General features: G+C 29.1%; 24 protein-coding genes. All 24 read right to left on the reverse strand.

The genetic code is table 11. The annotated features are described in order from the left end of the window. Positions 1 to 3 precede the first annotated feature (3 nt). The 24 genes from J3S90_RS01645 to J3S90_RS01760 all read right to left on the reverse strand — a co-directional run bounded on the left by J3S90_RS01645 (position 4) and on the right by J3S90_RS01760 (position 25,598). The gene (locus J3S90_RS01645; protein ID WP_210644269.1) at positions 4 to 1,542 is read right to left on the reverse strand and encodes a glycosyltransferase family 2 protein; all 1,539 of its coding nucleotides are present in this window, start codon (positions 1,540 to 1,542) and stop codon (positions 4 to 6) included. Beyond that, positions 1,539 to 2,681, reverse strand: a complete 1,143-nt coding sequence (locus tag J3S90_RS01650; RefSeq protein WP_210644271.1) for a glycosyltransferase family 4 protein — start codon at positions 2,679 to 2,681, stop codon at positions 1,539 to 1,541. The genes J3S90_RS01645 and J3S90_RS01650 overlap by 4 nt, the downstream gene beginning before the upstream one ends. 66 nt (positions 2,682 to 2,747) lie before the next feature. Beyond that, complete coding sequence (locus J3S90_RS01655; RefSeq protein WP_210644273.1) at positions 2,748 to 3,629, reverse strand: hypothetical protein; 882 nt, start codon at positions 3,627 to 3,629, stop codon at positions 2,748 to 2,750. After that, complete coding sequence (locus J3S90_RS01660) at positions 3,629 to 5,062, reverse strand: MBOAT family O-acyltransferase (protein WP_210644276.1); 1,434 nt, start codon at positions 5,060 to 5,062, stop codon at positions 3,629 to 3,631. Before J3S90_RS01660 ends, J3S90_RS01655 begins: the two co-directional genes overlap by 1 nt. Positions 5,063 to 5,084: 22 nt before the next feature. After that, positions 5,085 to 6,158, reverse strand: coding sequence for a glycosyltransferase family 4 protein (locus J3S90_RS01665; protein WP_236023867.1), 1,074 nt, complete (start codon positions 6,156 to 6,158; stop codon positions 5,085 to 5,087). After that, positions 6,140 to 7,540, reverse strand: coding sequence for a hypothetical protein (locus J3S90_RS01670; protein ID WP_210644278.1), 1,401 nt, complete (start codon positions 7,538 to 7,540; stop codon positions 6,140 to 6,142). Before J3S90_RS01670 ends, J3S90_RS01665 begins: the two co-directional genes overlap by 19 nt. Positions 7,541 to 7,546: 6 nt before the next feature. Beyond that, positions 7,547 to 8,383 (reverse strand): GNAT family N-acetyltransferase, encoded by an 837-nt coding sequence (locus J3S90_RS01675; RefSeq protein WP_210644280.1) that lies wholly within the window; start codon positions 8,381 to 8,383, stop codon positions 7,547 to 7,549. Then, positions 8,380 to 9,303 carry a polysaccharide deacetylase family protein gene (locus J3S90_RS01680; protein ID WP_210644282.1) on the reverse strand — a complete coding sequence of 308 codons (924 nt, stop codon included), beginning with the start codon at positions 9,301 to 9,303 and terminating at the stop codon, positions 8,380 to 8,382. The genes J3S90_RS01675 and J3S90_RS01680 overlap by 4 nt, the downstream gene beginning before the upstream one ends. A 121-nt stretch (positions 9,304 to 9,424) precedes the next feature. Next, positions 9,425 to 10,222 (reverse strand): hypothetical protein, encoded by a 798-nt coding sequence (locus J3S90_RS01685; protein ID WP_210644284.1) that lies wholly within the window; start codon positions 10,220 to 10,222, stop codon positions 9,425 to 9,427. Next, the gene (locus J3S90_RS01690) at positions 10,215 to 10,985 is read right to left on the reverse strand and encodes a class I SAM-dependent methyltransferase (protein ID WP_210644286.1); all 771 of its coding nucleotides are present in this window, start codon (positions 10,983 to 10,985) and stop codon (positions 10,215 to 10,217) included. The genes J3S90_RS01685 and J3S90_RS01690 overlap by 8 nt, the downstream gene beginning before the upstream one ends. Before the next feature lie 40 nt (positions 10,986 to 11,025). After that, on the reverse strand, positions 11,026 to 11,973 hold the full coding sequence (locus tag J3S90_RS01695) for a polysaccharide deacetylase family protein (protein WP_210644288.1): 948 nt from the start codon (positions 11,971 to 11,973) through the stop codon (positions 11,026 to 11,028). Next, positions 11,970 to 13,094 (reverse strand): UDP-N-acetylglucosamine 2-epimerase, encoded by a 1,125-nt coding sequence (gene neuC / locus J3S90_RS01700; RefSeq protein WP_210644290.1) that lies wholly within the window; start codon positions 13,092 to 13,094, stop codon positions 11,970 to 11,972. The genes J3S90_RS01695 and neuC overlap by 4 nt, the downstream gene beginning before the upstream one ends. 1,053 nt (positions 13,095 to 14,147) lie before the next feature. Next, on the reverse strand, positions 14,148 to 15,188 hold the full coding sequence (gene neuB / locus J3S90_RS01705; protein WP_210644293.1) for an N-acetylneuraminate synthase: 1,041 nt from the start codon (positions 15,186 to 15,188) through the stop codon (positions 14,148 to 14,150). Positions 15,189 to 15,212: 24 nt separating this feature from the next. Then, positions 15,213 to 15,935 carry an FkbM family methyltransferase gene (locus J3S90_RS01710; protein ID WP_210644296.1) on the reverse strand — a complete coding sequence of 241 codons (723 nt, stop codon included), beginning with the start codon at positions 15,933 to 15,935 and terminating at the stop codon, positions 15,213 to 15,215. After that, complete coding sequence (locus tag J3S90_RS01715; RefSeq protein ID WP_210644298.1) at positions 15,928 to 16,593, reverse strand: acylneuraminate cytidylyltransferase family protein; 666 nt, start codon at positions 16,591 to 16,593, stop codon at positions 15,928 to 15,930. The genes J3S90_RS01710 and J3S90_RS01715 overlap by 8 nt, the downstream gene beginning before the upstream one ends. An 8-nt stretch (positions 16,594 to 16,601) precedes the next feature. Then, positions 16,602 to 17,510 (reverse strand): glycosyltransferase family 2 protein, encoded by a 909-nt coding sequence (locus tag J3S90_RS01720; protein WP_210644300.1) that lies wholly within the window; start codon positions 17,508 to 17,510, stop codon positions 16,602 to 16,604. A 5-nt stretch (positions 17,511 to 17,515) separates the two neighbouring features. Then, positions 17,516 to 18,538 (reverse strand): glycosyltransferase, encoded by a 1,023-nt coding sequence (locus tag J3S90_RS01725; protein WP_210644302.1) that lies wholly within the window; start codon positions 18,536 to 18,538, stop codon positions 17,516 to 17,518. Beyond that, positions 18,538 to 19,227, reverse strand: a complete 690-nt coding sequence (locus tag J3S90_RS01730) for an FkbM family methyltransferase (RefSeq protein WP_210644303.1) — start codon at positions 19,225 to 19,227, stop codon at positions 18,538 to 18,540. Before J3S90_RS01730 ends, J3S90_RS01725 begins: the two co-directional genes overlap by 1 nt. Then, positions 19,217 to 20,437, reverse strand: coding sequence for a glycosyltransferase family protein (locus tag J3S90_RS01735; RefSeq protein ID WP_210644305.1), 1,221 nt, complete (start codon positions 20,435 to 20,437; stop codon positions 19,217 to 19,219). Before J3S90_RS01735 ends, J3S90_RS01730 begins: the two co-directional genes overlap by 11 nt. Continuing rightward, a complete protein-coding gene (locus J3S90_RS01740; RefSeq protein WP_210644307.1) occupies positions 20,434 to 21,342 on the reverse strand; it encodes a glycosyltransferase family 2 protein in 909 nt (302 codons plus the stop codon). Before J3S90_RS01740 ends, J3S90_RS01735 begins: the two co-directional genes overlap by 4 nt. A 10-nt stretch (positions 21,343 to 21,352) precedes the next feature. Then, positions 21,353 to 22,606 carry a glycosyltransferase gene (locus J3S90_RS01745; protein ID WP_210644310.1) on the reverse strand — a complete coding sequence of 418 codons (1,254 nt, stop codon included), beginning with the start codon at positions 22,604 to 22,606 and terminating at the stop codon, positions 21,353 to 21,355. 32 nt (positions 22,607 to 22,638) lie between these two features. Next, a complete protein-coding gene (locus J3S90_RS01750; RefSeq protein WP_210644312.1) occupies positions 22,639 to 23,769 on the reverse strand; it encodes a glycosyltransferase WbsX family protein in 1,131 nt (376 codons plus the stop codon). Then, on the reverse strand, positions 23,756 to 24,661 hold the full coding sequence (locus J3S90_RS01755; RefSeq protein ID WP_210644314.1) for a glycosyltransferase family 2 protein: 906 nt from the start codon (positions 24,659 to 24,661) through the stop codon (positions 23,756 to 23,758). Before J3S90_RS01755 ends, J3S90_RS01750 begins: the two co-directional genes overlap by 14 nt. Next, positions 24,654 to 25,598, reverse strand: a complete 945-nt coding sequence (locus J3S90_RS01760; protein ID WP_210644316.1) for a glycosyltransferase family 4 protein — start codon at positions 25,596 to 25,598, stop codon at positions 24,654 to 24,656. Before J3S90_RS01760 ends, J3S90_RS01755 begins: the two co-directional genes overlap by 8 nt. Positions 25,599 to 25,671: the final 73 nt, after the last annotated feature.

Consider the following 25,671-nt stretch of genomic DNA (forward strand, 5'->3'; position numbering starts at 1 on the left):
GAATTAATTTATTCTTTTTCCTAAAGCCAAAAGATTTTTGGCATAAAACAGCGATTTTTTAAATTGAATATTTTTGTATGGAATACGTACTAATCGGTATAAAAAAGAAGTTTTTTTTCCTTTGAAAAGATATAAAAAAAAATGCTTTTTCTTATATTCAATAACTTGTTGCGGAGTAAAATGTTTTAGGATTCCATATAGTACCGTAGGGCTTGGAACAGGCTTAATTGTTTTTACTGGAACTTCTAATTCCCATGCTTGAGCCTTTCTCTTCTTACCAGTAACTTTAGCTTCAAGCCCCCAAAATCGATAACCTCCAACTGGTGGTTTGAGATGTAAATTTACCGAAAATGGATTATGTAAAACTGTAACACCTATTTTTGATAATGACATTCCAAAATCGCTATCCTCTCCATAACCGCCATCAAAATTAACATCGTTTCCATGTAATTGCGAAACAAATTCCTTTTTTACACAGGAATTAGCATTACTAAACATTTGCGCACTACCAGCAATCCATCTTTTATTGCCTAGTATCTTTAATTTATTTTTTAAATCTTGTAAATCTTGATTTTGATGATCTGCTCTTATATCCAATCCATTACATGCTCCTGAATTATTGGTTTGTAGAAAACGAATATGATTTTCTATAAAATCAGATGGAATTCGAATATCATCATCTCCAAAAACAATATAATCACAATTACACAAGTCAATAGCTTCATTTCTTGCTCGACAACTACCTTTAGATTCTTGCCACTTTACAATTAACTCGAATGGATATTCTTTTTCTTGATATAGACTTTCATTCCGATCAATTTCTGGAGTAGCATCAACTACAACTACTTGAGTAACTCGATAACTTTGATTCGCCAAATCTTTCAACAATTGTAAAGTATAATCTTGACGAAACATTGTTGGTATTATATAACTTACTGATGGATTATCAACAATAGGTTTTAATTCTTTAGGCTTTACTATTGGCTTAAATAAGATTTTATTAAACCTGTTTTTTGCGTAAAAAAAAGCACTCCATTCGGTAAATTTCCAAAAACCTTGTCTGTAAATCATATACAAAGAATGCTCAAGCTTAAAATTTTTGATAAAAAAAGTATATCGATCTCGTACCGATATGTTTATGTTTTCTTTTTCATTACTAGCAAATAAACCTTTTGCATACAATGAAACAGCACCAGAGTTTCTAATCGCATTATATCCAAAATCTAGTGCCTGTATTTGCGGATTCGTATAATCATTATCAAACCCATTTAGTGTTTCCCAAACTGATTTTCGAACAGCAAAATGATTGGGATTAATTCTCCAGCTTACACATTCGTCCAAATTGTCAAAATCATTAATATACCAAAAAAAAACTGCTGTTTGATACACTAATTCCGTAAATGCATTTTTATAACCCTGTTCAAAAGAACTATGCCAAATATCTCCAGATCCATTTGAAAGCTGTTCTAATTTTTCAAAATCGGGATTCCCATTATATAATATAATTTCTCCTGAATCTGTCATATATTCTTTTAATATCATTTTCTTGAGAATTGTTTATAAAAAGCCAAACTTTGTTTTGCCACAACCGAAATACTGAATTTTTCTATTACTTTTTTTCTTGCTGCAATTCCAAACTCTTGACATAGTTTTGAATTAATTAGCAATGTATTAATTTTTGAAGCGTATTCCATATGATTTTCAGGAATAACTAAAAAACCGTTCACTCCATCATCAATTACTTCTGTTCCCCAACCGATATTAGAAGCTACAATGGCTTTTTGCATCGCCATAGCTTCTAGCCAAGATACCGGTAATGCCTCAGCAAATGTGGGAAAAACACAAACCGTTGCAGCTGAAATATGCCTATTTATTTCTGGGTAAGGAACACTCCCTAAATAAGTAACATTAGAGGATGCCTCTTTAGTAAATAATTTCCGCATCATTTCCCAGGTCGATTTGTTTCCGGTAATAATATCTGGAACGTCTTTACCTACCAAAATTAACTGCGCTAATGGATTCTTACGAATAACTTCATTAAAAATAAAAGGAAGTTCTAACAAGCCTTTTTTTCTAATTAGACTTCCAAAATATAAAATCGTATTTTCATTTTTAGAGTTACTTGCAACAAAAGAATTAGTATCTATAGCATTAGGAATATTCGTGAATTTTTTTTTAATGCCAAAAATTTCATTTGTCAAATTGGCTGTAAACTGGCTTACCGAAAGCAAACCATCTGCTTTTAATAATGCTCTTTTTTCATGAAATTTATTTATCCATTTTACAGGACGATTGTCTAAATGACAAAAATAGGTATCAGAACCATTTAATCGAATTATAACAGGACACAGGTGAGGTTGTATAAATGAGGTGATGCCCGTCCAATCTGGGGCCTCGACGATATCTATTTTTTTTTCTAGATAAAGTTTATTGATTATTCCTTGTATTTTTTTTCGAGTAAAATACCAAGAAAGCCCTTTAATTTTTTTATTTTTTATCTGTTGAATACAAATCCCATTGTCATCAAAAATAGCGTCTTCTTTTTGTCCATACACTAAAACACGTACCGAACATCCTTCTAACAAAAGTCCTTTTGCTAGATTTTTAATACTCGTCCCAATTCCTCCAGAATTGCCTGTTTTAGCATGAGGATATTCTGGGGTTAGAAAAGCTATTTTCATTTTGTTTGATAATTAAAAACTAAATTGTACAGTACTTTAATAAAATAATGTATTCGACAATAATATCTATTTTTTTATAAAAAAATCATTAAGAATTCGAGTCGTAAAAAGTCGCGCGCCTGCATCATTCATATGCCCGCATGAAGAGAAATATTGATCGCCTTCTACAGCATTTTCATAGTTATGAATTTCGGGATATATTTTTTTAACTTTCTCAAAATAATCCAATCCTTTTGTATTACTGCACATCGGCGTCATTACGGCAATTAAATTGATGTGATTTTCAGCACAAATTTTCTTGATCTCATCATAATATTTATTTTGAATCGGCTTAAGAGCTCTGATATCATTTTTCATATTTCCTTTTTTATTTTTTGATAAGGAATAGAACCCCAAATTTTCTAAAACATTAGTCTTTTTATGAATTGCAGTGTAAAATACTTCTCTAAAACCAATTTTATTTTCATATTTTATATATCGATAAAACGGTATATAATACAAGGCATCAAAATCCTCTTCTGACATAAAGTGCTCTTTAATAACATTTGAATTATGAATGTAGGGCAGAAACTTAGCGGAAACACCTTCCGATTGTTTAAAATTAGCTATACTTAAATCTGCGTCAAGAATTATATTTTTAATCTTATATTTTCTTTCGATCATTAATTTTAAAAGTAATGATGTCTCAAATAAATGACTACCACTTATTCCAAAGTTAAATGTTTTCAGTCCTTTATCTTCGAACATTTGAGATACAAAATGATTATTAGCTCTAGACGATCCTAAAATAATTACATCATATTTCTCAGGACCTGAATTAAAGACAGTTTCTATTTTACCCCTATTCTTGGATTGCAAGAAAACTAAGGTATATAAACCATCTAAAATTACCAAAGACAAAAAAAGGACGCCTATTATTTTAACTAAATAAATTAAAAAATTTTTCATTAAAACTGAAAATATATAAATTCTTTATAATCTGAAAAGGTTCCAAAAGCAGCAATTGCTACCATTGCTAACGCTAATTTAAGTAAACTCCATTTTCCTGAAATGGGTTCTACTTGTGTTCTAGAACGCCATTCAATCAAAACGAATACAAAAATCATACTAACTAATTCATAATTACTACGATCATTGGCTAAGAATTGGAAATTAAATTCACGATTGGTAAACATCCTCTTTATATAACTGAAAGCTTCGCCGATTGATTTTGCTCTAAAAAAGATCCAAGCAAAGCAAGTTATCGCAAAAGTGATTACAATATTAAAAAAAATGTTGACCGATTTTAAATCCCAATTTAATGAAACCATTTCTATATTAGAACGGTTCTTTTTTAATAGCAATAAGGGCAAAAAATAAAGCGCATTGATGAAACCCCAAACGATGAAAGTCCAATTGGCGCCGTGCCAAAATCCACTCACTAAAAAAATGATAAACGTATTTCGAATTTTCATCGCCATTCCACCACTACTTCCTCCTAACGGAATGTATAAATAATCCCGAAACCAAGAAGATAATGAAATGTGCCAACGACGCCAAAATTCGGCTATATCTCGAGAGAAATAAGGGTAATTAAAATTGCGTAATAAATCGATACCAAATAATTTAGACATTCCCAGTGCCATATCCGAATAACCAGAGAAATCACCATATATCTGGAAGGCAAAATAGACCGCGCCCAATAGTAATGATAGGGAATTCATGGAGGAATAATTATCAAAAATTGCGTTGGCATAAGTAGCGCAAGTATCTGCAATTACCACCTTTTTGACTAATCCCCAAATAAACTGAAAAATTCCTTCTTTAGCCTTTTGATAATTAAACTCTCGTTTTATTTTTACTTGTGGTAATAAATGCGTGGCTCTTTCTATGGGACCTGCCACCAATAATGGAAAGTAACTTACAAATAAAGAGTAATCAACAAAGTTGTATTCGGCTTTAATCCTTTTTAAATAAATATCGATTACATACGATAAACCGTGAAAAGTATAAAAAGAAATCCCAACAGGAAGAATAACATTGAGTAACAAAGGGCTTGTTTGCAAGCCGAATCCGTTGAGTAAATCCGAAAAGGAATCTGCAAAGAAATTATAATATTTAAATACACCTAAAAAACCAAGATTGACACTGATACTTAACCAAAACCAAAATTTTCGAATACTTTCTTTTTTGGCTTTCTCAATTTGAATACCTGTATAATAATCTAAAAATGTAGAGAATACTAACAGAAATAAAAAACGCCAATCCCAACAGGAATAAAAATAATAACTCGCTATGATTAATAGCGCATTTTGAGTGCTTTTGTTTTTATTGAAAACAAACCAATACAAGATAAAAACAATAGGCAGAAAAATAGCAAAAGCAAAGGAATTGAAAAACATCTTGTCGTAGTATTGAACTTTATTAAATGATTTTAAAATGATTGTCGACCATGCTATCTAATGAAAAAGCTTTCTCAATTAATGTTCTGGTATTTTGAGTAATTTTAAAATCGCCCAAATATACTTTTTTTATTACGTTTTCTAAGGAATCAATATCTTTAGCTTTGATAATAAAACCATTTACAGTATTGGTAATTACTTCCTCATTACCGCCTACATTTGTGGTAATTACCGGTACATTTGCTGCCAAACTTTCTAATACAGAAAGACTAAAGCATTCCATGTGAGTGGGTTGTAGCATGTAATCATACTGACAAAATATTTCTTTTAAATTGGGTTGACTTCCCATAAATTGAAAATTATCAGTTAATTTTTTTTCTTTAATTAATTCAATCAATTTCTCTTTATAAGGTCCTTCACCAAAAATGGCTATTTTAATTTCATTTTTAATTTCATCAGGCAAAAGCATCACGGCTTGTACTAAATCCTGAATCCCTTTGGACGCTCTTAAGTGAGAAGCAACCATAAAAGTAGGTTTGAACTTATTTCTCTCGGTTCTTACTTTTATATCATTTATTAAAACTCCATTATAAATAGGAATTGTTTTATTTTTTAAACCACTACCAAAGTCTTTTAAAATCTCATTCACGGTATAATTAGAAACACCTACAAATAAATCTATGTATTTAGAAAACAAAATTCCTTTTAGTCTTTTCTGGAGTCTTTTTTTGAAAGGATATCCGTTAATAGGCCTTGGATTGTGATCTACTACAATAATTTTGGCTGTAGTTTTTTGTTTAATTTTATAAAAAAAAGGAGTACATAATTCTATAAAATGAGTAATTATAGACTCATAGTTAGAACTGTTTTGAGTGCAATGATTTAGAAAAAAAGATTCTATGCTTTTCGCTTTATTTTCAAAAATAGTAAGTTTTGCATAATCGCCATGGCTGGATTGGTTTGGAAAAAACCAATCGACCTGAATGTTATTCTGTTTACATTTTGCATCAAACTGCCAAAAAAAATAATCCATGCCGCCTACTCGCTCGGGCAAGAGTTCGTAATTACAAAGAACCGCTATTTTTCTTGACTCCATTTTCTTAAAATTGTTGCAATTCGTTTAGAAGTTCCTTCTAGCGGTTTTCCGATTTGTAAGTTATTAAAATCTTTTCTTTCTCTACTTTTATCATCTCCATCTGATAAAATTTTATTGATTGCATTCAAAAAGCTCTCTTCATTTGTAACTATCTCACTAGCTTTAGAATCAACTAACTTTCTCAAATGCTCATATTTCAGAAACTTTTGGTCATCAAACATACAGTTTATAGTATTTCCAAAAACTGGATTGATAACAGGTTTATCAAAAATAAAAGCATCTAAAGTTATTGTTGATAAAACATTAATATTAAACTCACAATGCTGTAGTAAAGTTTTTAGATCATCTAAGTCTTGAACAGATGGGACTCGCTGTGTCCAAGCTTCTTGGTGTCCATATCTTGTTATAGTCCAATCTGGAAAATTCCATTTAATAAATTCATATTTTTCTGCAATTTCCTTGAATCTATCCGGATCCTCAGCTGGCGAAGTCCTTACAATAAGATTAACCTCTTTCTTTAATTTATTAGTTTGAATAAAATTAGCTAATAAATCAAGGTAAATTGGATCATTTTCGCTACTTGAATCATTACAAGTAAAAAATACAATTGGCTTTTTGCTGTCAAGATTAAATTTTTTTATTAAACTTTCTTTAGCATATCCAACTTTTGCATAAGTAAAAGGCTCAAATTGTGGTGTTCCAACAACTTCTACTTGATGCTGTTTTACCGATTTATAAAAGGTTAATAATTCAGTTTTCATTAAGTTACTCCAAACAAGATAATTATCAAAATTTCCAGCCATTCTTCCCTTAGATGCTAAATTATCCCAACTAAAAATGAAAGTAGCCGTTTTTATATTTTGTTTTTGAGCGACAAAAATCAATGGAGCGATAAAAGGAGGTCTTTGATGTGTAAAGAATAATAATGTTATTTTATTGTCTTTTAATAATTCTTCGTATTGTTTAGTTACTTTATTGTTTTTAAAGGAATTTTGTTGCCAATAATTATATCTCAATATCCATTTTTCAGAATGGAATAGGGATGTGAATTTTATAATAAATCTAGTTGCATAACCTCGATTGGATTTTGATTTCGTTTTATTGCTATTGAAATTATCTTGAATACCAAAATTATTGTTTTTATTCAATTGTAAGTGAGCTACTTCTTTAGCTTTTCTAAAAAACCAATTTTTAAATTTTTCAGTAAAAACATCTAATTCAATTATTTCACATTTCAAATTCAAATCATCATAAACTGATTTTGGTAAACAGGAAAAAATTATAACGTTATCAAAATTAGATTTTGCTTCTTCAATAAATTCTGTTAATATATAATTTCGAAAACCAACACCATCTGTAATTACAATACCTAAGTTTTTCATGATTTCTTATATAATACTTCCTACTCTTCCATGATCGGAATGAGATCTTTTTATAATAAATTCTTTGCATAATGGTTCCTCAGAAAGAAAGGTAACATCACAAAAATAATTTTCTTCTAATGGATTTAATCGCCAAGGCACAACCGATTTAAAATCTAAAACCCAACCATTCTTCTCCAAATCTATAGTTTTTAAATCATTCCATGAAGTAATATAATCCATCCAATTATATCCTATTTCCCAAACCTTATTTTCTAATTTCTGCAAATTATCAAATGAAACTACTCGCAAACCTCCAACGTTTTCTTGACTAACTGCTTCAGAATCTCCGTTCAATATTATTCCTTTTATTGAAGGTTGCTGAAAATAATGAGAATCTTTATTTTTGAAGTTTTTAATATCAACTTGAACCTCTGAGCAAACATTCTTTAAACTTATATCTTTTAAATTTGGATTTATTTTAACATAACGAACCAAATCATAATATCTAATCCAGCGCATATTTTTATATAAGCCTAATCCAGCTTCATTAGCTGAAGTTGCCGCTAATGGATAATAATCGCGAGCAAGGTCATATAGTCTTCCTAAAATCCCTTTGCCTCTAAATTCCTCAGTTAGATAAACATTAATAATCCAAGCTATGTTTCCTTGAAAATTTGCTCCAACATGTCCTACTATTTCATTATTAGTATTTAAGCAAATAAATGAACGACCATATTTAGGATTTCCGTACTGCCATTCCCAAAATAATTTGTTTTGTAATGGATGGTCATTTCTATAAATTTTAGTAAAAAAAATTAATAATTTTTCCCAATCATCGATTATTGCTTCTCTTAAAATCATAGCTCTTCCGATATTATATTCACATCAGATAAATCATTACAGTCATACCGATTTAAAAGAAGCTTATTATTATTTTTATTATTACTACCTCTTGTTGTTGTAAATCCAAATTTATAGCCTACACTTTTTGCATTATTAGCAACCTCAGCATTACATGCGTCTGGTGTTCCGTAAGGATAAGATACCATAGAAATAGTTGACTGAGTTATTTTTTCGAAAAATAATTTAGAATTTTTAAGTTCAAATTCAATTTCTGTTTGAGACAATAAACCAATTGGATAATGATTATGAGTGTGACTACCCAAAAAATTTCTTTTACTCAAATCAACAATCTCATTTTCACTCATATAAAGATTATTTAAAATTTCACATTCATCAAAATAAATATTAAAAATATTTTTTATTAATTTTTCTTGAAGAGAAAAATTAATTTTAAAATTAAGTAAATATTTAAGTGATGCATCCTCTGGATTATCATAAACATATGTGCTTTTAGCTTTAATTAAATCAGACTTTGATAGCAAAAAGGATTGACCTTGATTATTCAAAATTTTAGTAAAATCTTTAGTCGATATAATGCTTCTCAACAAATGTATTTTATGAACTGTACTAACTTTTTTATCTTGAAAATTTCTTGAATTTGCAAAAAACATAGCAGGTATTCTTAATTTTTCTAAAATAGGCAAGGCAAATTTATATTGCTCTTTAAGACCGTCATCAAAAGTGACAAAAAAATATTTATTTTTTGAGTTTAAAATTTTATCGCTATTAATTATTAAATCATTAGCACTAATATAATCTCCTTGACTTTTTAAAGAAATTAACTGTTGTTCGAATAAATCTGGAGTAACTCCAAAAATACTTCGAAATTTAGACGTAAAATCCTTCCTAATGTAATGATAATTAATAATTATTAACATAAATAATAATATATGTAAAGATTAGTATTAATATAAAGTGATTTTTAGTTGATTTTACAATCACTTAGAATAAAATTTCTAAATCCTACTCCGTCTGTTATAACTATTGCTAGTTTTTTCATTACTTTAATTTTAAACAAATTCGCCTATACTGTTTTTTAATCATTTGTTCAATTGCAAATGTTTTCTTTTTGTAAAAAATAATTTTCGACTTTTGCTGTTTTCTATTAATTTCAAAATTTAAAGCTTTACCTAATAAATTATTTATTCTTTTGGTATGTTTTTCACTTAAACCATAACTTCTAGCATACCAAGTATGGCATAAAATTATTTCATCATTAAAAATCACGTTATTTGAAACCCCATCTTCTTCCATAACAGAATCTAAAAAAAGAAATTTCTTTCCTTTTCTTCTTAACCATAAATAGAAACAATAATAAGGTTCATAAAGACTTGAAATATCATATTCATAAAACAATTTTGCAACTTCATCATCAAATTCATTTTCAGTAAGGAACTGATTGCTAAGCATTTCTTTTTCATTCCAAATAACTTCAATTTCTTTGAAATTAAGTATTGAAAAAAACGTATTAATCAAATAGGGATTGTAATTCCGATGTGAAATAATCCCACCATCGCGAACCCCGCAAACTGTTATATCATTATTTTTCATTTTTTCAATAATAGAAAAAACAGCTTCTGAATTTTTAAAAACTACATCTTCGTCTGCCATCACTAACCATTCAATTCCTTTTCCTTTCAATTTATTAATCATAAACAGAATACTATGAATTCCGTGCATGCCATTTCTTCCATCAATTACATATTTCTGAACATTTTCAGGAAATAATTGAACTGTTTTTTGATAAAGTTCAAAATTAGCAACAGTAGTTAAAATAGCAATAGGGGATTTATTCATTTTTTATTTGATTATTTTTCAAATAAGTTGATGGTTCATTATTTTCTCCTTTATATATAAAAATCATATTGTGGTAAAAATGCATTGAAACAATATGCTTGTCATAATAATTTTTTTCATATCCATCTATCATAAATTCCTCATTGTTTAATGCTTCAATTAATCTTTTAAAATAGAAATAGATGGTTCCATCTTGATTAAAATTTTCTGATGTTCCACCATATTCTTTCCAATAGGAAGTTTGCGTATCTTCAATTACATAAATACCGCCATTCTTAAGTTTAGGAAATAAATATTCGAACGTCTTTATTACGTGTTCATTAATATGACTACCATCATCAATTATAATATCTAAATCTCCAATCTCTTCACAAATTGACATTAAAAATTTTTGATCAACCTGACTTCCTTGATAAATTTTTATTCTATGCTCTTCATGTGGTGATTTGTCATAAATATCAAGTGAATATATTTTACCTAAGCAAAAATAAGCCTTCCACATACGTAATGAATTGCCTCCATTCGTTGGAATATGGTAACCTCCAACTCCTATTTCCAATAATTTAATCTTTTTATATTTAAATGGACGGAAATGTTTTTGATAATGTTTTGTATAATAATGATATCCCCATTTATCAGTTCCAAATATTTTTGCTAAGGTTGTTAAATTATTAAAGACAAAAAAAGCTTTAATTTTATTGACTAAATTTTTTGTTTTGAGCTTGGTTTCGCTATCGAATTTACTTTTAATATTTTTTATCATCTTATGTTAAAATGTGACTGAGTATTTTAAATTTTAAATTCTACCAAATTTTAAAATTATATTTTTTAATATAATTTCTTAATTCATTATCCTTAATATTAGGCATCAAAATTCTATAAATTTTTCTACTGGCTTTATTTTTACTACTTGAATAATAATTATTAGCTAATAAAACTGCTGACAAATTCAAATCATTCATAACCTCAATTGTATCTTGATTATAGGAACCATGAGGCAGAGCCAGATATTTTATATTCTGAGTTATTAATTCGTTTAAGTTTTGTATCGATAATTGCAACTCTTTTTTTTGCTCTTCATAACTCAAAGTTCCTAAAGAGTAATGGTTATGTGTATGTATTCCTATTGAAATCAAAGGATGCTCTGATAAAAACTTCAACTCTGAATTTGTCAATGAACGAAATTCTTCTCTATGTATAAAAGAGATATTATTTATCTTTTCAAACGCTAAAAACCATTCCTCTTTGTCTTCATTTCGCAATGCATGAACAAAATCAGTAAGAATCTTATAGGAACGATTTGATTTTGAAATTGCGTTATTTTGATTCGGAACAAAAAATGATTCCTTGCAATTGGAATAATCAAAAACCAAACGGTCCCACCAAAACTCGTCTTTAGAGTCTATATTTAAAGTCGTTACAAAAATGGTTGCAGGTAGCTGATATTTCTCTAATAGCGGTAATGCATTTATAATATTATCCGCATAACCATCATCAAACGTAATTACAAGTCCCGTTTTTTTTAGAGAAGTCCACTCTTCCTCTAGTCTTAGAATTTGAAAATTATTTTTATAAAAAAGTAAATGCTTTTCAAAATTAGAAATATCAACTGACAATCCTGTTAATTTTTCTCCAACGGAATTATTAATTCTATGATACATCATTACTAAAACAGGTTTACCAAATAGAAGCCTACTTTTTACCTTTAAAGAAATATAGTACCAATTTTTAATTGTCTTTAAAAAACTCATTCTCTGTCTCTAAATTGTTTTTGGTGATTCAACTGCCAAATATTCTCTTTTTGAAGACACTCGAGAAATAATGCTGTACTATTTCCTTTTCCAAAACTGGCATCTGACCTTTTAATTTTATGAGTATCAATAACTGATAAAGCTTCTTTGATTGCTTGAAATCCATAATCAACATTAATAATATCGGCTTGAACTGCTCTATTTTGTTGACGTGTACCTATATTTATAATAGGAATTCCATAATAAGGTGCTTCCCGAATTCCTGCGCTACTGTTACCTATTATAAACTGACTATTCTTTAATAATGTCAAAAAATATTCAAACCGAAGTGACGGAAAAATCCGGAATCGGGAATTGTCTTTTAATTTTTTATATTCTTCTATTATAAATTGGCTTCCCAAATCATTATTTGGATAGATAACTACATAATTATGATTATCGGCTGCTAATGATTTTACAAAAGTTTCTGCATACGATTGCATATGATTTACCTCGGTCGTAACAGGATGAAACATTACAATGGCATAGTTTTCAAAACTAATATCATAGTATTTTTTTACAACCGATAAATCAGGCAAATTATCCGAAAACATAATATCAATATCGGGTGAACCAATGGTAAAAATGGAAGATTCTATTTCGCCCATTTGCTTCAATCGTTTAGCGGCCTCATTATTAGACACAAAATGTATGTGGCTCAATTTACTCACACTATGACGAATCAATTCATCCACAGTACCTGATAATTCTCCTCCTTCTATATGAGCTACCAAAATATTATTTAAAGAACCTACAATAGCACCTGCTAAAGTTTCTAGTCTATCGCCGTGAACAACAATCAAATCAGGTTTGACCTGTTTACAGTAAGCCGACAACCCTTCGATGGTTTTTGCCAAAGTTAAATCCATCGTAGTCTCATGAGTATGATTTTCGAAAGTATGAATGTTTTTAAAATTACAGCGCTCAATTTCAATGAGGGTATATCCATATTGCTCCTGCAAATGCATTCCTGTAACAAAAACAAAAACTTCAAAATCTTGATCCCTATCAAGAGTTGAAATCAATGATTTTATTTTGCCAAAATCAGCTCGTGTTCCTGTTAGGAAGAGTATTTTTTTCATTCTAAAACTTTCAATTTTAATTTGGACTAAGGCATTTAGCTAAGATGATCTCGAATGCGCTCTACTGGACAAATCTTCTATATTACTGTCACGTCAAGCGCAGTCGAGACGGTTTTTTATTTAATACTTATTAAGATCAATCTCGACTGCGCTCAATTTGACAATTTTATTTCCTTGCGCTCGATTGGAAACTTGTTTTATTCTGCTGTCATGTCGAGCGAAGTCGAGGCGCTTTTTTATTCTTATTGTGCTCAATCTCGACTGCGATCGATTGGACAATGTTATTTGGTTTTTCTCAATTGGACAAACCTTTCTATATTACTGTCACGTCGAGCGCAGTCGAGACGTTTTTTTATTCTTATTAAGCTCAATCTCGAATGCGATCGATTGGACAATGTTATTTGGTTGTTCTCAATTGGACAAACCTTTCTATATTACTGTCACGTCGAGCGCAGTCGAGACGTTTTTTTATTCTTATTAAGCTCAATCTCGACTGCGCTCGATTTGACAATGTTATTTGGTTGCGCTCAATTGGACAATTGTTTTATTCTGCTGTCATGTCGAGCGAAGTCGAGGCGCTTTTTTATTCTTATTAAGTTCAATCTCGACTGCGCTCGATTTGACAATGTTATTTGGTTGTGCTCAATTGGACAAACCTTTCTATATTACTGTCACGTCGAGCGCAGTCGAGACGCTTTTTTATTCTTATAAAGCTCAATCTCGACTGCGCTCGATTTGACACTTGTTTTATTCTGCTGTCATGTCGAGCGAAGTCGAGGCGCTTTTTTATTCTTATTGTGCTCAATCTCGACTGCGATCGATTGGACAATGTTATTTGGTTGTGCTCAATTGTACAAACCTTTCTATATTACTGTCACGTCGAGCGCAGTCGAGACGTTTTTTTATTCTTATTAAGCTCAATCTCGACTGCGCTCGATTTGACAATGTTATTTGATTGCGCTCGATTGGACAATTGTTTTATTCTGCTGTCACGTTGAGCGCAGTCGAGACTGTTTTTTATTTAAAAACTTTATTACTAAAATGAATGGAATTTCATTCAATATCATCCCAAACTAATTGTTCATCATTTTTAATATCTCTAGTAGCAATTTTACCAAGAACATCATTAAAATGTACCGCTAGTATTTTTCCTGTTCCTGGACGTTTTACCCAAATATTTTCTTTAGAAAACACTTCCCCTTTTTTAATATTTGTTATAGAACAAACCGTTGCAAAAGCAAAATCAATTGTGACTTGCTCTTCGTCTGCTGGTTTTTTAGTTCCACCACGCATCAATGCTATTTCGGCTGAAGAGTTAATTAATTCTTGACAGGCTTTTTCATCCATACTACAAACAATATCTGGACCTGTACGTTGCATGTGATCTGTAAAATGACGTTCTAAAATACTCGCTCCCAAAGCTACTGCTCCTAAACAAGCATTATTATTCAACGTGTGATCTGACAATCCGAAGACTTTGTCTGGAAAAGATTCATACAATTCGACCATTGCACCAAAACGCACCAAATGAATTGGTGTTGGATATAAATTGGTGGTGTGTAACAAAGCTACTGGAACATTGTGTTTGTCAAATATCGCTACTGCTTTCTGAACACTTTCGATCGTATTCATTCCTGTACTCAAAATAACAGGTTTACCAAACAAAGCAATGTGCTCTAATAAAGGATAATTATTACACTCACCTGAACCAATTTTGTAGGCGGGAATATCAAATTTTTTCAATCTTTCGGCTGCTGCGCGAGAAAAAGGAGTTGATATAAAAATCATTCCTTTATTTTCAACATACTTTTTTAATTCTAATTCGTCCGCTTCATTGAGTGAACAACGTTCCATTATTTCATAAATAGAAACATCCGCATTGCCTGGAATCACTTTTTTAGCAGCTCCACTCATTTCATCTTCTACAATATGCGTTTGATGTTTTACCACTTCAGCACCTGCTCTTTTTGCAGCGTCAACCATTTCTTTGGCTGTTTGCAAAGAACCTTCGTGATTGATTCCGATTTCAGCAATAACTAGTGGCGGAAAATCTAAACCTATTTTCCTACCTGCGATTTCTATGTATGGGTTCATAATTTTAAATTTTTTTGCGAAATTTTAAAACTTATTATTTATAAATAAAGCATCACTCTTAGAAGCTAAACCGTCACCAGTTAAACTAAAATCATAAAATTTAACTAATGAAAAATCATTATTCTCTAAATAAGAAAAAATCTCACCTACTGAAGATTGTTCAAAAAAATTTAAATCAAAAAACAACTCGATCAATACAAATTGAATCTTATTTTCAATCATCATTTTTTTTGCCCCTTTTAAAACTTTCAATTCAAAACCTTCGGTATCACTTTTTAATAAATTGATTTTTGCAATTTGATTTTTAAAACAATAATCATCAACTGTTGTAACATTTACATCATAAGTTTCAATAATATGAGCTTTTCCGTATGACCTTTCTAAAAATGAATTCATTGCGTCCCATGAATACTCGTTAAATTTCAGAATTCCTTCAATATCTCCCATCGCTGTATTATTCATTACAACATTTTTTTTGTCACTATAACTCAAAATCAAATCTTTAAAACAATATTTACTCGCTTCAAAACCATATACAAATGATTCAGGGAAAATTTCTAAAATTTTATTTAGAGTTTGTCCATGATTCATTCCTATGTCAAAAACAACTGGTTTATTTGTTTTAATTTTAGCCTTACATGCTAAAAAGGGATTAGAATTTTGTAATTGAATATTATTAATCTTAGATATTTTGTATCCCATACTAAATAATAATTCTTTAAGATATTTCTTTAATGACTTATTCATTACTATAATTATTTAATATTAATTCTGAATATTGAAAATCCTCTACGGTATCAATATCAATCGTAGCAAAAATATGATCTACTTCAAAAGGGAAAGCTTTATCAGAAATAATTATATCTTCTTGAATCAAATTTGCTTTTGTTATATAAAGTAATCCATTTTCATAAAATAAAGGTTCTAAATCCTGAGAACGTTGTCCTATTGTATAGTTAAATGGAATAAAAACACCATTACTAAGTTTTCCTAATTTTTGATGATTTCTAGTAACTGTAAATAAACTATCACAATTGTTTTTTTGATAGACTTCAAAAGCATCCTTTAATAATTCTTTTGGACGTAATGGATTTGTGGGTTGCAACAAAATAACATTCTCTACCACTTCTCCTATTTGTTCTAATACATTTTTAAGTGCGGAAACTGTTGGCTCTAAATCTCCTGAAATAGCAACTGGTCTGTCAATTACTTTTACACCATATTGTAATGCAATATTCTTTATTACCTCATCATCTGTAGAAACATAAATATCATCAATAAAATCGTGCTGTTGCGCATATAAAATGCTATGTACTATAAGAGGGATACCTCCCAATGCCAATCTGTTTTTATAAGGTAATCTCTTCGAACCTCCTCGTGCTGGAATTATTGCGATGGTTTTCATATAACAGTTTATTTATCCCCTGGTCTCCAATACAATTTAGTTTCTTCTAGTTTCTGATATTCCTTATATTCCTTCATTGACAGCCTATTTGAATTTTTAATAATCTTTGGAATAGCCAACAAAACATCTAACATAGCTAACAAAACTGCTTTTAATGCTTTCAAATCACCTTTTAACACTTTCGTTTTTAGTTGAATCCAAAGTGTATAAAATAATTTTCGAGGAATAACTGGAATTGGATAAAATAAAAAATAAAGATACCAACCCGAACGTAAGGAACGTTGCAAACGCAAACTATAATCGGTGTCTTTTTTTCTAGCTTTAACATTTACTCTATGATTTACTAAAACCTCGGGTAAATAATGAATTTCCCATTTGCTTTTAAATAACTGATACGATGCAAAATCTTCTTCTCCATAAAACACAAACCAAGCTGGGTAATTTGGAACCTCTCGCCAAGCAGCCATACGCCATACATTTGCACCTCCTGCAAAACTTTTCATTCGATGTGAAACCTCATTACAATCTGTGCTTTCTGGTGCTTCTAAATCCCAAAAAATTCTAAAACTCAACAATCCTATTTGGGGATTCGCATCAAAAGCTTTTTGAATAATGACTAAAGGATTTTGTGTAACAAAATGCAAGTCATCATCTATTGAAATAGCAAATTCAGCCGTTGTTATGCTCATGAGTCTATTGCGACTGTAAATTAACCCTTCACTTTTTTTATTTTGAATTAATTGGATTTCTGGATAATTGGATTGTAAAAATGACACTGTATTGTCTGTAGAGCCATCATCGCAAATAATACATTCGACCTCTTCTCTAATTAATAAATGTTGGATTTTAACTAATGTAAATGCTAAAGCATCTTTACGGTTTTTGGTAGTGATAAGTATAGAAAAAGTAGGCTTCATATATTTTAATAGTTCTGTGCGATATCTTTTGGCAATCTTTTATTAATATAGAAGTGACGAAGAAAAAAATTATTTTTTAATAATTTATTGAATAATTTATTTTTAATAAAATACATTATTTTATTACTTTTTAAAATAGACCTAGAATATAAAGGAATCATTCTTTTACTTTCATCTTCTAAATCATCTAATACTTTTTGCATCCACTCTTCATAAACGTTCCCCATATGATAGGCATAATTATTCTCCGTTGTTAAACGCCAACCTCCTTTTTTAGTAACTGGAACATCAAACAGCAATCGATCAAACTTTGAACTTATATATTCATCTATTTTTATTTTTAAATTTTGTTCCAAAACTTCATTCTTGTAGGTTGCCACAAAATGCCCAGAACCAATTACTGCTTTACAATTTGAACTGTCTGAAATCGTTAATTGATAACGCAAATATTCTTTATTATAGTCATTATCCCAACCAATGCTTTTATAAAAATGTTTTATTCCTTCTGGGTTAATAACCTTTGTGAATTTTAATTTATTTGAAAAAAAATTATCAAATAATACATTCGCACATAAATACGAAAATGATTTTAATTGAGGGACTATTCCAACAACTCCAGCTTTAGGAAACGTATTAAAAACTTTCATTGTTTCATTTTGCCATCCATTCAAAAAAAGAACATCGGCATCAGCTATAGTTACATACATAAAATAATGTCCTTTCAACCCTTTTAATACTGCATTATTTTTACCAATATTTGTGGTATGAATGAGTTCCTTTATAAATCCATTGTTATAAAGTCCATTGAGATAATTCACTACTTCCTCACAACTCCCATTATTAACAATAGTAATAAAGGTTTTGGAATGAACCGTTTTAAACAAAGAATTCAAGCAAAGTTGTAAAATTTTAAAACAGTCGCTGAAATACCCTTCGTTATTAGGAATATAAACGGGAATGATTAATTGATGAAGATAATTAATCTTTTCGTGTTTTCCGTTTTTACGTGGATTGGTTCCTACTCGCATTATAATCTAATATCTTCAAAAAAAACATTACCTAAATCTCCACTTATTAACGTTTTACATATTATTCTATATTCTTTACTCTGCAAATATTTTGTAATTTCACTTTGCAAATCATTTTTCAAATCAGTATTAGATTCTACTAAAATTATTTTTGGTCTGAATCTTTCCCAATCATTAGATTGTAAAACTTCCAAATCAAATCCTTCAACATCTATATCTAAAAAATCAATCACTTCATCTTTTTCTAAATGTTTCGATAATATTGACTTTAAACTAACTGTTTGAATCTCTTTTTTTTCTACAATTTTATTTTCTAAGTTATGTTCTTTTATAAAACTATAATCTAATGTATTCATAGAGGAAAAAGCATCTTCTAACATATAATAGGTCAATGTTTCATTACCTATCCCTACAGCATTATTAATAAAAATATCTGATTTCCTTTTTTTGGTAAATAGTGTTTGCATTTTAGGATTAGGGTCAACGCAAATTCCTTTCCAACCTCTCAAATGAAAATAATAAGAATTAGAAGCTTTAACAGGATCCCAACAGCCAACATCAACATAAACGCCTATTCTATTAACCTTTAAAATTTGTTTTAACTGCATATCTTCTCCTGATTTAGAAAAGCTAATATTATATCTTTTATAAATTTTTCTCTTTATAATTTCTTTTATTTCATTTATCATCTTCTAAATGATTAAGTATTTTATACAACTGCTTTTTAAAATTAGCATCGGAGAAGTAATCTCCAAATGGGTTTACTTTTTCGTTAGAAATCATTCTATGATCTATCAAAGCCTTTAATTTTTCTTTTATCTCTTGTACATTATTCATATTTGCAATGAACTTTTTGTCTGTAATAATTTCTCTCAATTCGCTTTTTTTAGGAGAAACACATAAAACAGGTTTGCCAAAAGCAGCCAAAAAAGGTGCTTTTCCAACTAAAACATTACAATACAAAGGGCCGTTTTCGAGAATAATAACAATATCACTGTCGTGAATTTGCTCATTTGATGAGTTAGAAAAATTCAAACAATCCAAAATCTGAAGATTTTCTATTGAGCTAAATTTTTGTTTTAATTGTTGTATTCCATCTCCTTTCAGTCTTAATACAAATTCTGTATTTTCTTTATAAATAACATCTTCTTGCAATAATTCTTGATAGGCAATCAATAAATTCTCAATATTTCTACCAAACATCAAAGCTCCATGATAAGAAATGCTAATCTTTTTATTTTTAGCTAACATTTGACTTTTATCAGACAAATCAAATACTGTCTCATCAAATTGGTGTGGCAAAGTATAAAACTTCTTTTTTGATGCATATAAATGTTCTAAATCATGAGACATCCATTGTGCGGAACTCGAACAGGTTTTAGCTTGACCAACGATTTGCATCATTCGTTTCAACCTGAAAAATTCTAATTTAGAAAAATTAGTTTTAGAGCCAACATACCAAGATAGTGGATATGGATCGTGAAAATTAATTATTGTTTTTTTTAGAATTGGTAAATTATGAGTTGCCAAAATCATTTCGTGATCTATTCCTGCACTTCTAATAAAAATATGATCGTAAATTGTATAATCTAACAATTCAATAACTTTTGCATATTGTTTATGAATATAACGTTCTTTTAAAGAAACATGAAACAACCTCCAATAAAACCTATTCCAAAATAAAGTCCAGAAAGGAACTTTAGTGTTGACGATATGTTTTTTAATTGTATCAACGGGTAACAAATCCAAGCGATCTTCAGTTTCAGAATGTGCAATATAAACTGAATCAATTACAGATTTTGGATAGGTTTTTCTCAATTTAGCAATAAAAGAACGAGAAACGATACCCTCACTTGTTCCTGAAACCCTTAAATCTTGAACAATAACTAAAAACCTCATCTAATACTTTTTTTTATCTTTAAACTTAAAGTGAAAAATCTTTTGAACTGCAAGAACTTAAGATACAATGAAAAAAGTTGTGACCAACGCTTAAGATTTTTCTTGTTATCTAATAATGTTTTTTCAATACGATTAAAAATTTCTTGAACTAATTGCTTAGATAATTTAGTGTCATACTTATGTAACAAAAAATGGTAAAACTGAAACGTAGCAATATTTTTGATTACACTATCATCAGTTCTGCTTGTAATATTTATTCCACTTAATCTAAAATAAACTATTGCTTCATTAATAGTGAAAATTTCTTTCCATCTCGAGAATTCTAAGACTGCTAATAAATCACTATACCAAGCCAAAGGAAAATCTTTAAATTGTACCTTATCTACAACTTCCTTTTTAAAAACATACTCGCTCAAAGAACTGCGAGTTCCTCCTTTAAACTTTCTAATCAAAAAATCACCTGCTATTTCTATTTTAGGATGTTGATGAATTTTGGATATTGTTTTACCGTTTTTATCAACAACCTGCGTTGCAAAGCGTACTACAGTACTATCCAAATCTTCTATTTCTTTTAAATTTGAATAAAAAGATTCGACACAATTACTTTCAAGCACATCATCATCCCCCAAAATTATAATCCAATCTTCATTACTAGAAAGGGCAATACATCGATTCCATTGCTGAACTAAAGATATTCCTCCTAGATTTTCCTCAAATTTTTGATAAACAAAATTAAATTGATCTTGATATTTATCTAGTAATTCTTTTGGATTATCAAGACTCGCATCGTCTCCGATATAAACTTTGAATTGTTTATTGGTTTGATTAGCTAAGGATTCTAAGGTTGCTCCAAAAAAATTTATTTTATAATAGGGAATTACTATTGAAAGCTTTATGTTTTTCATAAATAAATTATTAATCAAGATAGGCTTTTAGACGTTTTTCAAGCAAGATTTCTTCATCAAAATTCTCAGAAAAATACTTAAAACCACTATTACCTAAATCAATTAAAAAATCACTTTTGCCGTTTATTTTATCAAATACTTCTAGAAAATCTAAAGAAGAATTAAAATGAATAATATGATTTAATAGTTCTGTAGTTTTATATAATCCTTCACTCGCAAAAGGTGTAGAAATGACAGGTATTTTATTTGCAAAGGCTTCTAAAATTTTAGTTCTTACTCCACTCCCTGACAAAATTGGACCAACCAAAATAGAATTTTCATAAACGGACTCAAGATTTTTTATATATCCTGTAAAAACAATATTCTTATTGTTTTTATATTTTTTTTTAAAATTTCCATCCCAAAAGCCTGTTATATAAATAGGCCAATCAATAATGTTAGAGTTTGGTAGAAAAATAGTGTCTAAAAACCACTCTAAACCTTCTTTATTTGGGTAATGAAATTCACTGCCAATAAAAATAAATTTATTAAAAAAAGGAGACACTTCTTGTTTAACTATAAGCTGCTTTGGAATCCCAAAAGGACTGATTAAAACAGGCGCCTTCAATTCTTTTAAATAGTATTTATCCTCTTCGTTAAAAACAATAATACTATCCGCTCGATTCAACAAAGAGTTCTCTATAACCAAAGTGATATTTTTTATATAATCTCTATAAACTACATTAGAACTACTTAACAAACTATTTCTCTTGCTTCTTATTTCGTGATGCACAAATACTTTTTTTATATTCTCTGGTATCACTGAAAGCAATGAAATAGTTTCAAAGAACTCTAACTGTATAATATCAAAACTTTGATTGTTAACTAGATCAATAAAAAATTTGAGAAACTTTTCATTTTCATAACAAAAATTACTATCAAAACTAATAATGGTAGGAGCATTATTAGTTTTTGAATAAAGATTGAAAACTTTGTTTTTTAAACGTTTTTTAAACTTATCAAAAATTTGATTAATAGTATTTAAAACCGAAAAGTTTATTGAGTTATCCTCTACTACTTTATAAACAAAAAATGTTATTTGAGGAATCTCTTTTTTAAGACTTTCAATGTTTCTTTCTTGATTTTCATTATTAACAATTGTACAAAAACTAACTTCAAAAATAGTTGCCAATTTTTTTAAAAAGAAAAACTGTGCTATTGCTCCACCTTGACTTAATGGATAAGGTATTTTTTTTGAAACTATTAATAGTTGTCTTTTATTCATTATTTTATTACTAAATTCTAATAAGATTAAATTCAATATTGTTTTGGAGGCAAAACAGTATTCTTTATTTTATTAATTACTTCTAACCATTCGCGTGCAAAATTAGCATCAGGTTCTAAATGATTTCCCTCTGCCCATTCATTCCATGATTTAATAACTACAAAAGGAGGATTTTCTTGATTATTTTTTACTTCTTTTAAAGTCATTTTGAGATGTTTTCCCCAATTTTCAGGTGTAGCATTTTTAAAAATCATTGCTTTCTTACCAATCCTTGCTGAATTATCCCAATTAGGAAAAACGCAAGCAATATATTTTTTGTGAATAAAATTAACTTTAAGTTTTTCAATAGCAATACCATAATCTAGAATAAATGGATTCCATTTTACTAATGAGAAATGAAACTTTTTATTTACTTTTCTTTCGACTTTACCAAAAAAAGTTCCTGATCGAAATTTAAATGATTGCTCATACCGCATAGCATTAAAAACATCAACACCTACCTGCCCATAAATTTCAGGATTTGACATTACAGTTTTAGGGTTGGCATGAGTAGCTACAAACCAAACACCATCAAAACCATTTATCTTTGCTAATCTATTAAAAACTTCCAAAAATAAATCTATATCAGGAATATCATCAAATTTATAAACATGAAACATAGGTTTATTATCAATCTTTATATACCGTTCATCTTTAAAAAAAGGAAGTAAATAGTCAAAATAATCTCTATATCCTTGCTCTCCTTGATAGGTTTGTTCAATTAATACCTTATTATTATCTAAACCATGCCAAATTCCTTTCCAAGTTTCATTAGCCCAACAAAAGCAAAAGGGAAAGCTTATGTTTTTATTTTTGAGCATTGCTTCAGCAGGTTTTTCCAATAACATTTTACCATTACCAAACCAATATTGATAATATATAAAACCATCTATACCATATTCTTGCGCTAATTGAGCTTGTTGTTCTTGAACTTCTGATACTCTTAAATCATAAAAACCTAGCTCTCCTGGCAGAATTGGTTGATTATGTCCTTTAAATAAAGGTTTTGCCTTAGCAACATTGGTCCATTCTGTAAATCCTTTTCCCCACCACAAATCATTTTCAGGAATGGGATGATATTGAGGCAAATAATAAGCTAGAAATTGTATTTTATTTTGAGGCATTTCTTGAATTAAATATTTTTCTTTTTATTATTAAAAAAATTGGAGGCAAAAACAACTTTAAAAAAGATTTAAAATTGCTTAATTTTAAAAATGAAATATTGCCTGATACATTTTTTTGATTTGTACTTTTAACATTAAAAATAGATTGATACAATAAGTCACTATTCCATTTTTCTTTTAATTTTTTATTATTGGCATTCATTAAATTATTTTTCCGCATCATACTATTCTCATGAAGTCTAACTAAAACTTTTGATTTTGGAAAATATCCAATATGATGAAAACTTATGTCATTAATAGCGCAACGTAAATTAAAATCCCAATCTTCGAGAGAATTAAGTTGTTCATCAAAATTGCCTATTTTGTGAAAAATACTTTTTTTATATAAAGGGGCACATATTACAAATGGGTTTTTAATGTCAAAAAGTTTTTTTAAATCTATTGTGTCATCATAATTAATTATGGTTTCAGGTATGAAATTGTTTCGTCCAATAATTCTTAAATTAGAAATACCTTCATTATCTTCAAAATATCTGTAACCCGAAATTAGAACATCAATATTTTTATAAAAAAATTGAGATTGGCACTGTAACTTATTACATTCTAAAACATCATCACTATCTAAAAACTGAATATAATCTCCAATAGACAAATCCAAACCAGCATTCCTGGCACTACTTAAACCTCCATTTTCTTTATAAATATATTTAAAGCGAGAGTCTTTTTCTAACCATCGTTTAGCTATTACTTCAGTATCATCTGGACTGCCATCATTGACGATTATACATTCCCAATCCGTATAAGTTTGATCCAAAACTGATTGTAATGCTTCCGATAAATATTGCGCTTGGTTGTAGCAGGGAACAATAATGGAAATTAATGTATTATTCATAAAATAATTTTCTGTACTGGTCTTTGAATCTTTTTATATTAAAGTTTAAAATTGCATATTCCCTAGCATTACTTGAAATAGAAAAATAAAGAGCTTTGTCCGAAACGAGCCTTTTTATTATTAATTTTGAAAAATCTAAAAAATCTAAATATTCCACAGGACCTAAATATCCGTTCTTATGATTTATTATATGCTCCGATATACTACCAACATTTGTTGCTATAACTGGAATACCTAGTTCCATTGCTTCCATAATCACTAAGGGAAATCCCTCACGTGATGAAGACACAATTAAAAGTGAGATCTCTGAGAATTGTTCTCTAATAGTTTTTTGCTCGTTACAATTTTCAAAGTATTTAACATTTGGGAAGTGGGTCTTATAAAAATCAAAATTATCACCAATAACTTTAGATTTTATATTTAAATCTTTAACTATATCAAAAAACAATTCAGGTCTTTTTTCAGGAGAATTCCTCCCTACAAATCCAATTGTAAAATTTTCAAAACGAGAATCAATATCATTTTTAAAATCAGATATAAGAATTCCATTAGGAATAATTACAAATCGATTTAATAGTTTTTTTTCGATATTGTTTTCTTTATACAAATGTTCATAATCGATTTTTGTTTTTTGATTTATAACAACTCTCTTATCAATTAAATCAACAAATGGTAATGATGAAATTTCCATCCCTTTTTCGGGAAAAGAAAATGCATGTGTTAAATCTATAGATTTTACCTTTCCTTTTAACCTAGAAATGAAATTATAAAAAACATTACTATTACAGCCAAAAATTGTCACAGGAAAAATATAAGAAATAATTTTAATAAAATAATATGCGTATTTCCTTCGCCTTTTGCTTGTAATAAAAAAACAATAAGCATTGTCTTTAAATTCTTTTGAAATATGTGTTGAATCAGAGTAATCAAAAAACACAAATGGCTTATATTTTAAAGACTTAATAATGTTTATATGTACACGCTCAGCACCACCAATTTTATGATAGGGA

The organism is Flavobacterium flabelliforme (assembly GCF_017948675.1).
Taxonomy (GTDB): Bacteria; Bacteroidota; Bacteroidia; order Flavobacteriales; family Flavobacteriaceae; genus Flavobacterium; species Flavobacterium pygoscelis.

What these genes read in the sequence shown, in the direction of transcription:
- J3S90_RS01645 (WP_210644269.1), bottom strand. Translation starts at nt 1,542, where the DNA reads ATGATATTAAAAGAATATATGACAGATTCAGGAGAAATTATATTATAT.
- J3S90_RS01650 (WP_210644271.1), bottom strand. Translation starts at nt 2,681, where the DNA reads ATGAAAATAGCTTTTCTAACCCCAGAATATCCTCATGCTAAAACAGGC.
- J3S90_RS01655 (WP_210644273.1), bottom strand. Translation starts at nt 3,629, where the DNA reads ATGAAAAATTTTTTAATTTATTTAGTTAAAATAATAGGCGTCCTTTTT.
- J3S90_RS01660 (WP_210644276.1), bottom strand. Translation starts at nt 5,062, where the DNA reads ATGTTTTTCAATTCCTTTGCTTTTGCTATTTTTCTGCCTATTGTTTTT.
- J3S90_RS01665 (WP_236023867.1), bottom strand. Translation starts at nt 6,158, where the DNA reads ATGGAGTCAAGAAAAATAGCGGTTCTTTGTAATTACGAACTCTTGCCC.
- J3S90_RS01670 (WP_210644278.1), bottom strand. Translation starts at nt 7,540, where the DNA reads ATGAAAAACTTAGGTATTGTAATTACAGATGGTGTTGGTTTTCGAAAT.
- J3S90_RS01675 (WP_210644280.1), bottom strand. Translation starts at nt 8,383, where the DNA reads ATGATTTTAAGAGAAGCAATAATCGATGATTGGGAAAAATTATTAATT.
- J3S90_RS01680 (WP_210644282.1), bottom strand. Translation starts at nt 9,303, where the DNA reads ATGTTAATAATTATTAATTATCATTACATTAGGAAGGATTTTACGTCT.
- J3S90_RS01685 (WP_210644284.1), bottom strand. Translation starts at nt 10,222, where the DNA reads ATGAATAAATCCCCTATTGCTATTTTAACTACTGTTGCTAATTTTGAA.
- J3S90_RS01690 (WP_210644286.1), bottom strand. Translation starts at nt 10,985, where the DNA reads ATGATAAAAAATATTAAAAGTAAATTCGATAGCGAAACCAAGCTCAAA.
- J3S90_RS01695 (WP_210644288.1), bottom strand. Translation starts at nt 11,973, where the DNA reads ATGAGTTTTTTAAAGACAATTAAAAATTGGTACTATATTTCTTTAAAG.
- neuC (WP_210644290.1), bottom strand. Translation starts at nt 13,094, where the DNA reads ATGAAAAAAATACTCTTCCTAACAGGAACACGAGCTGATTTTGGCAAA.
- neuB (WP_210644293.1), bottom strand. Translation starts at nt 15,188, where the DNA reads ATGAACCCATACATAGAAATCGCAGGTAGGAAAATAGGTTTAGATTTT.
- J3S90_RS01710 (WP_210644296.1), bottom strand. Translation starts at nt 15,935, where the DNA reads ATGAATAAGTCATTAAAGAAATATCTTAAAGAATTATTATTTAGTATG.
- J3S90_RS01715 (WP_210644298.1), bottom strand. Translation starts at nt 16,593, where the DNA reads ATGAAAACCATCGCAATAATTCCAGCACGAGGAGGTTCGAAGAGATTA.
- J3S90_RS01720 (WP_210644300.1), bottom strand. Translation starts at nt 17,510, where the DNA reads ATGAAGCCTACTTTTTCTATACTTATCACTACCAAAAACCGTAAAGAT.
- J3S90_RS01725 (WP_210644302.1), bottom strand. Translation starts at nt 18,538, where the DNA reads ATGCGAGTAGGAACCAATCCACGTAAAAACGGAAAACACGAAAAGATT.
- J3S90_RS01730 (WP_210644303.1), bottom strand. Translation starts at nt 19,227, where the DNA reads ATGATAAATGAAATAAAAGAAATTATAAAGAGAAAAATTTATAAAAGA.
- J3S90_RS01735 (WP_210644305.1), bottom strand. Translation starts at nt 20,437, where the DNA reads ATGAGGTTTTTAGTTATTGTTCAAGATTTAAGGGTTTCAGGAACAAGT.
- J3S90_RS01740 (WP_210644307.1), bottom strand. Translation starts at nt 21,342, where the DNA reads ATGAAAAACATAAAGCTTTCAATAGTAATTCCCTATTATAAAATAAAT.
- J3S90_RS01745 (WP_210644310.1), bottom strand. Translation starts at nt 22,606, where the DNA reads ATGAATAAAAGACAACTATTAATAGTTTCAAAAAAAATACCTTATCCA.
- J3S90_RS01750 (WP_210644312.1), bottom strand. Translation starts at nt 23,769, where the DNA reads ATGCCTCAAAATAAAATACAATTTCTAGCTTATTATTTGCCTCAATAT.
- J3S90_RS01755 (WP_210644314.1), bottom strand. Translation starts at nt 24,661, where the DNA reads ATGAATAATACATTAATTTCCATTATTGTTCCCTGCTACAACCAAGCG.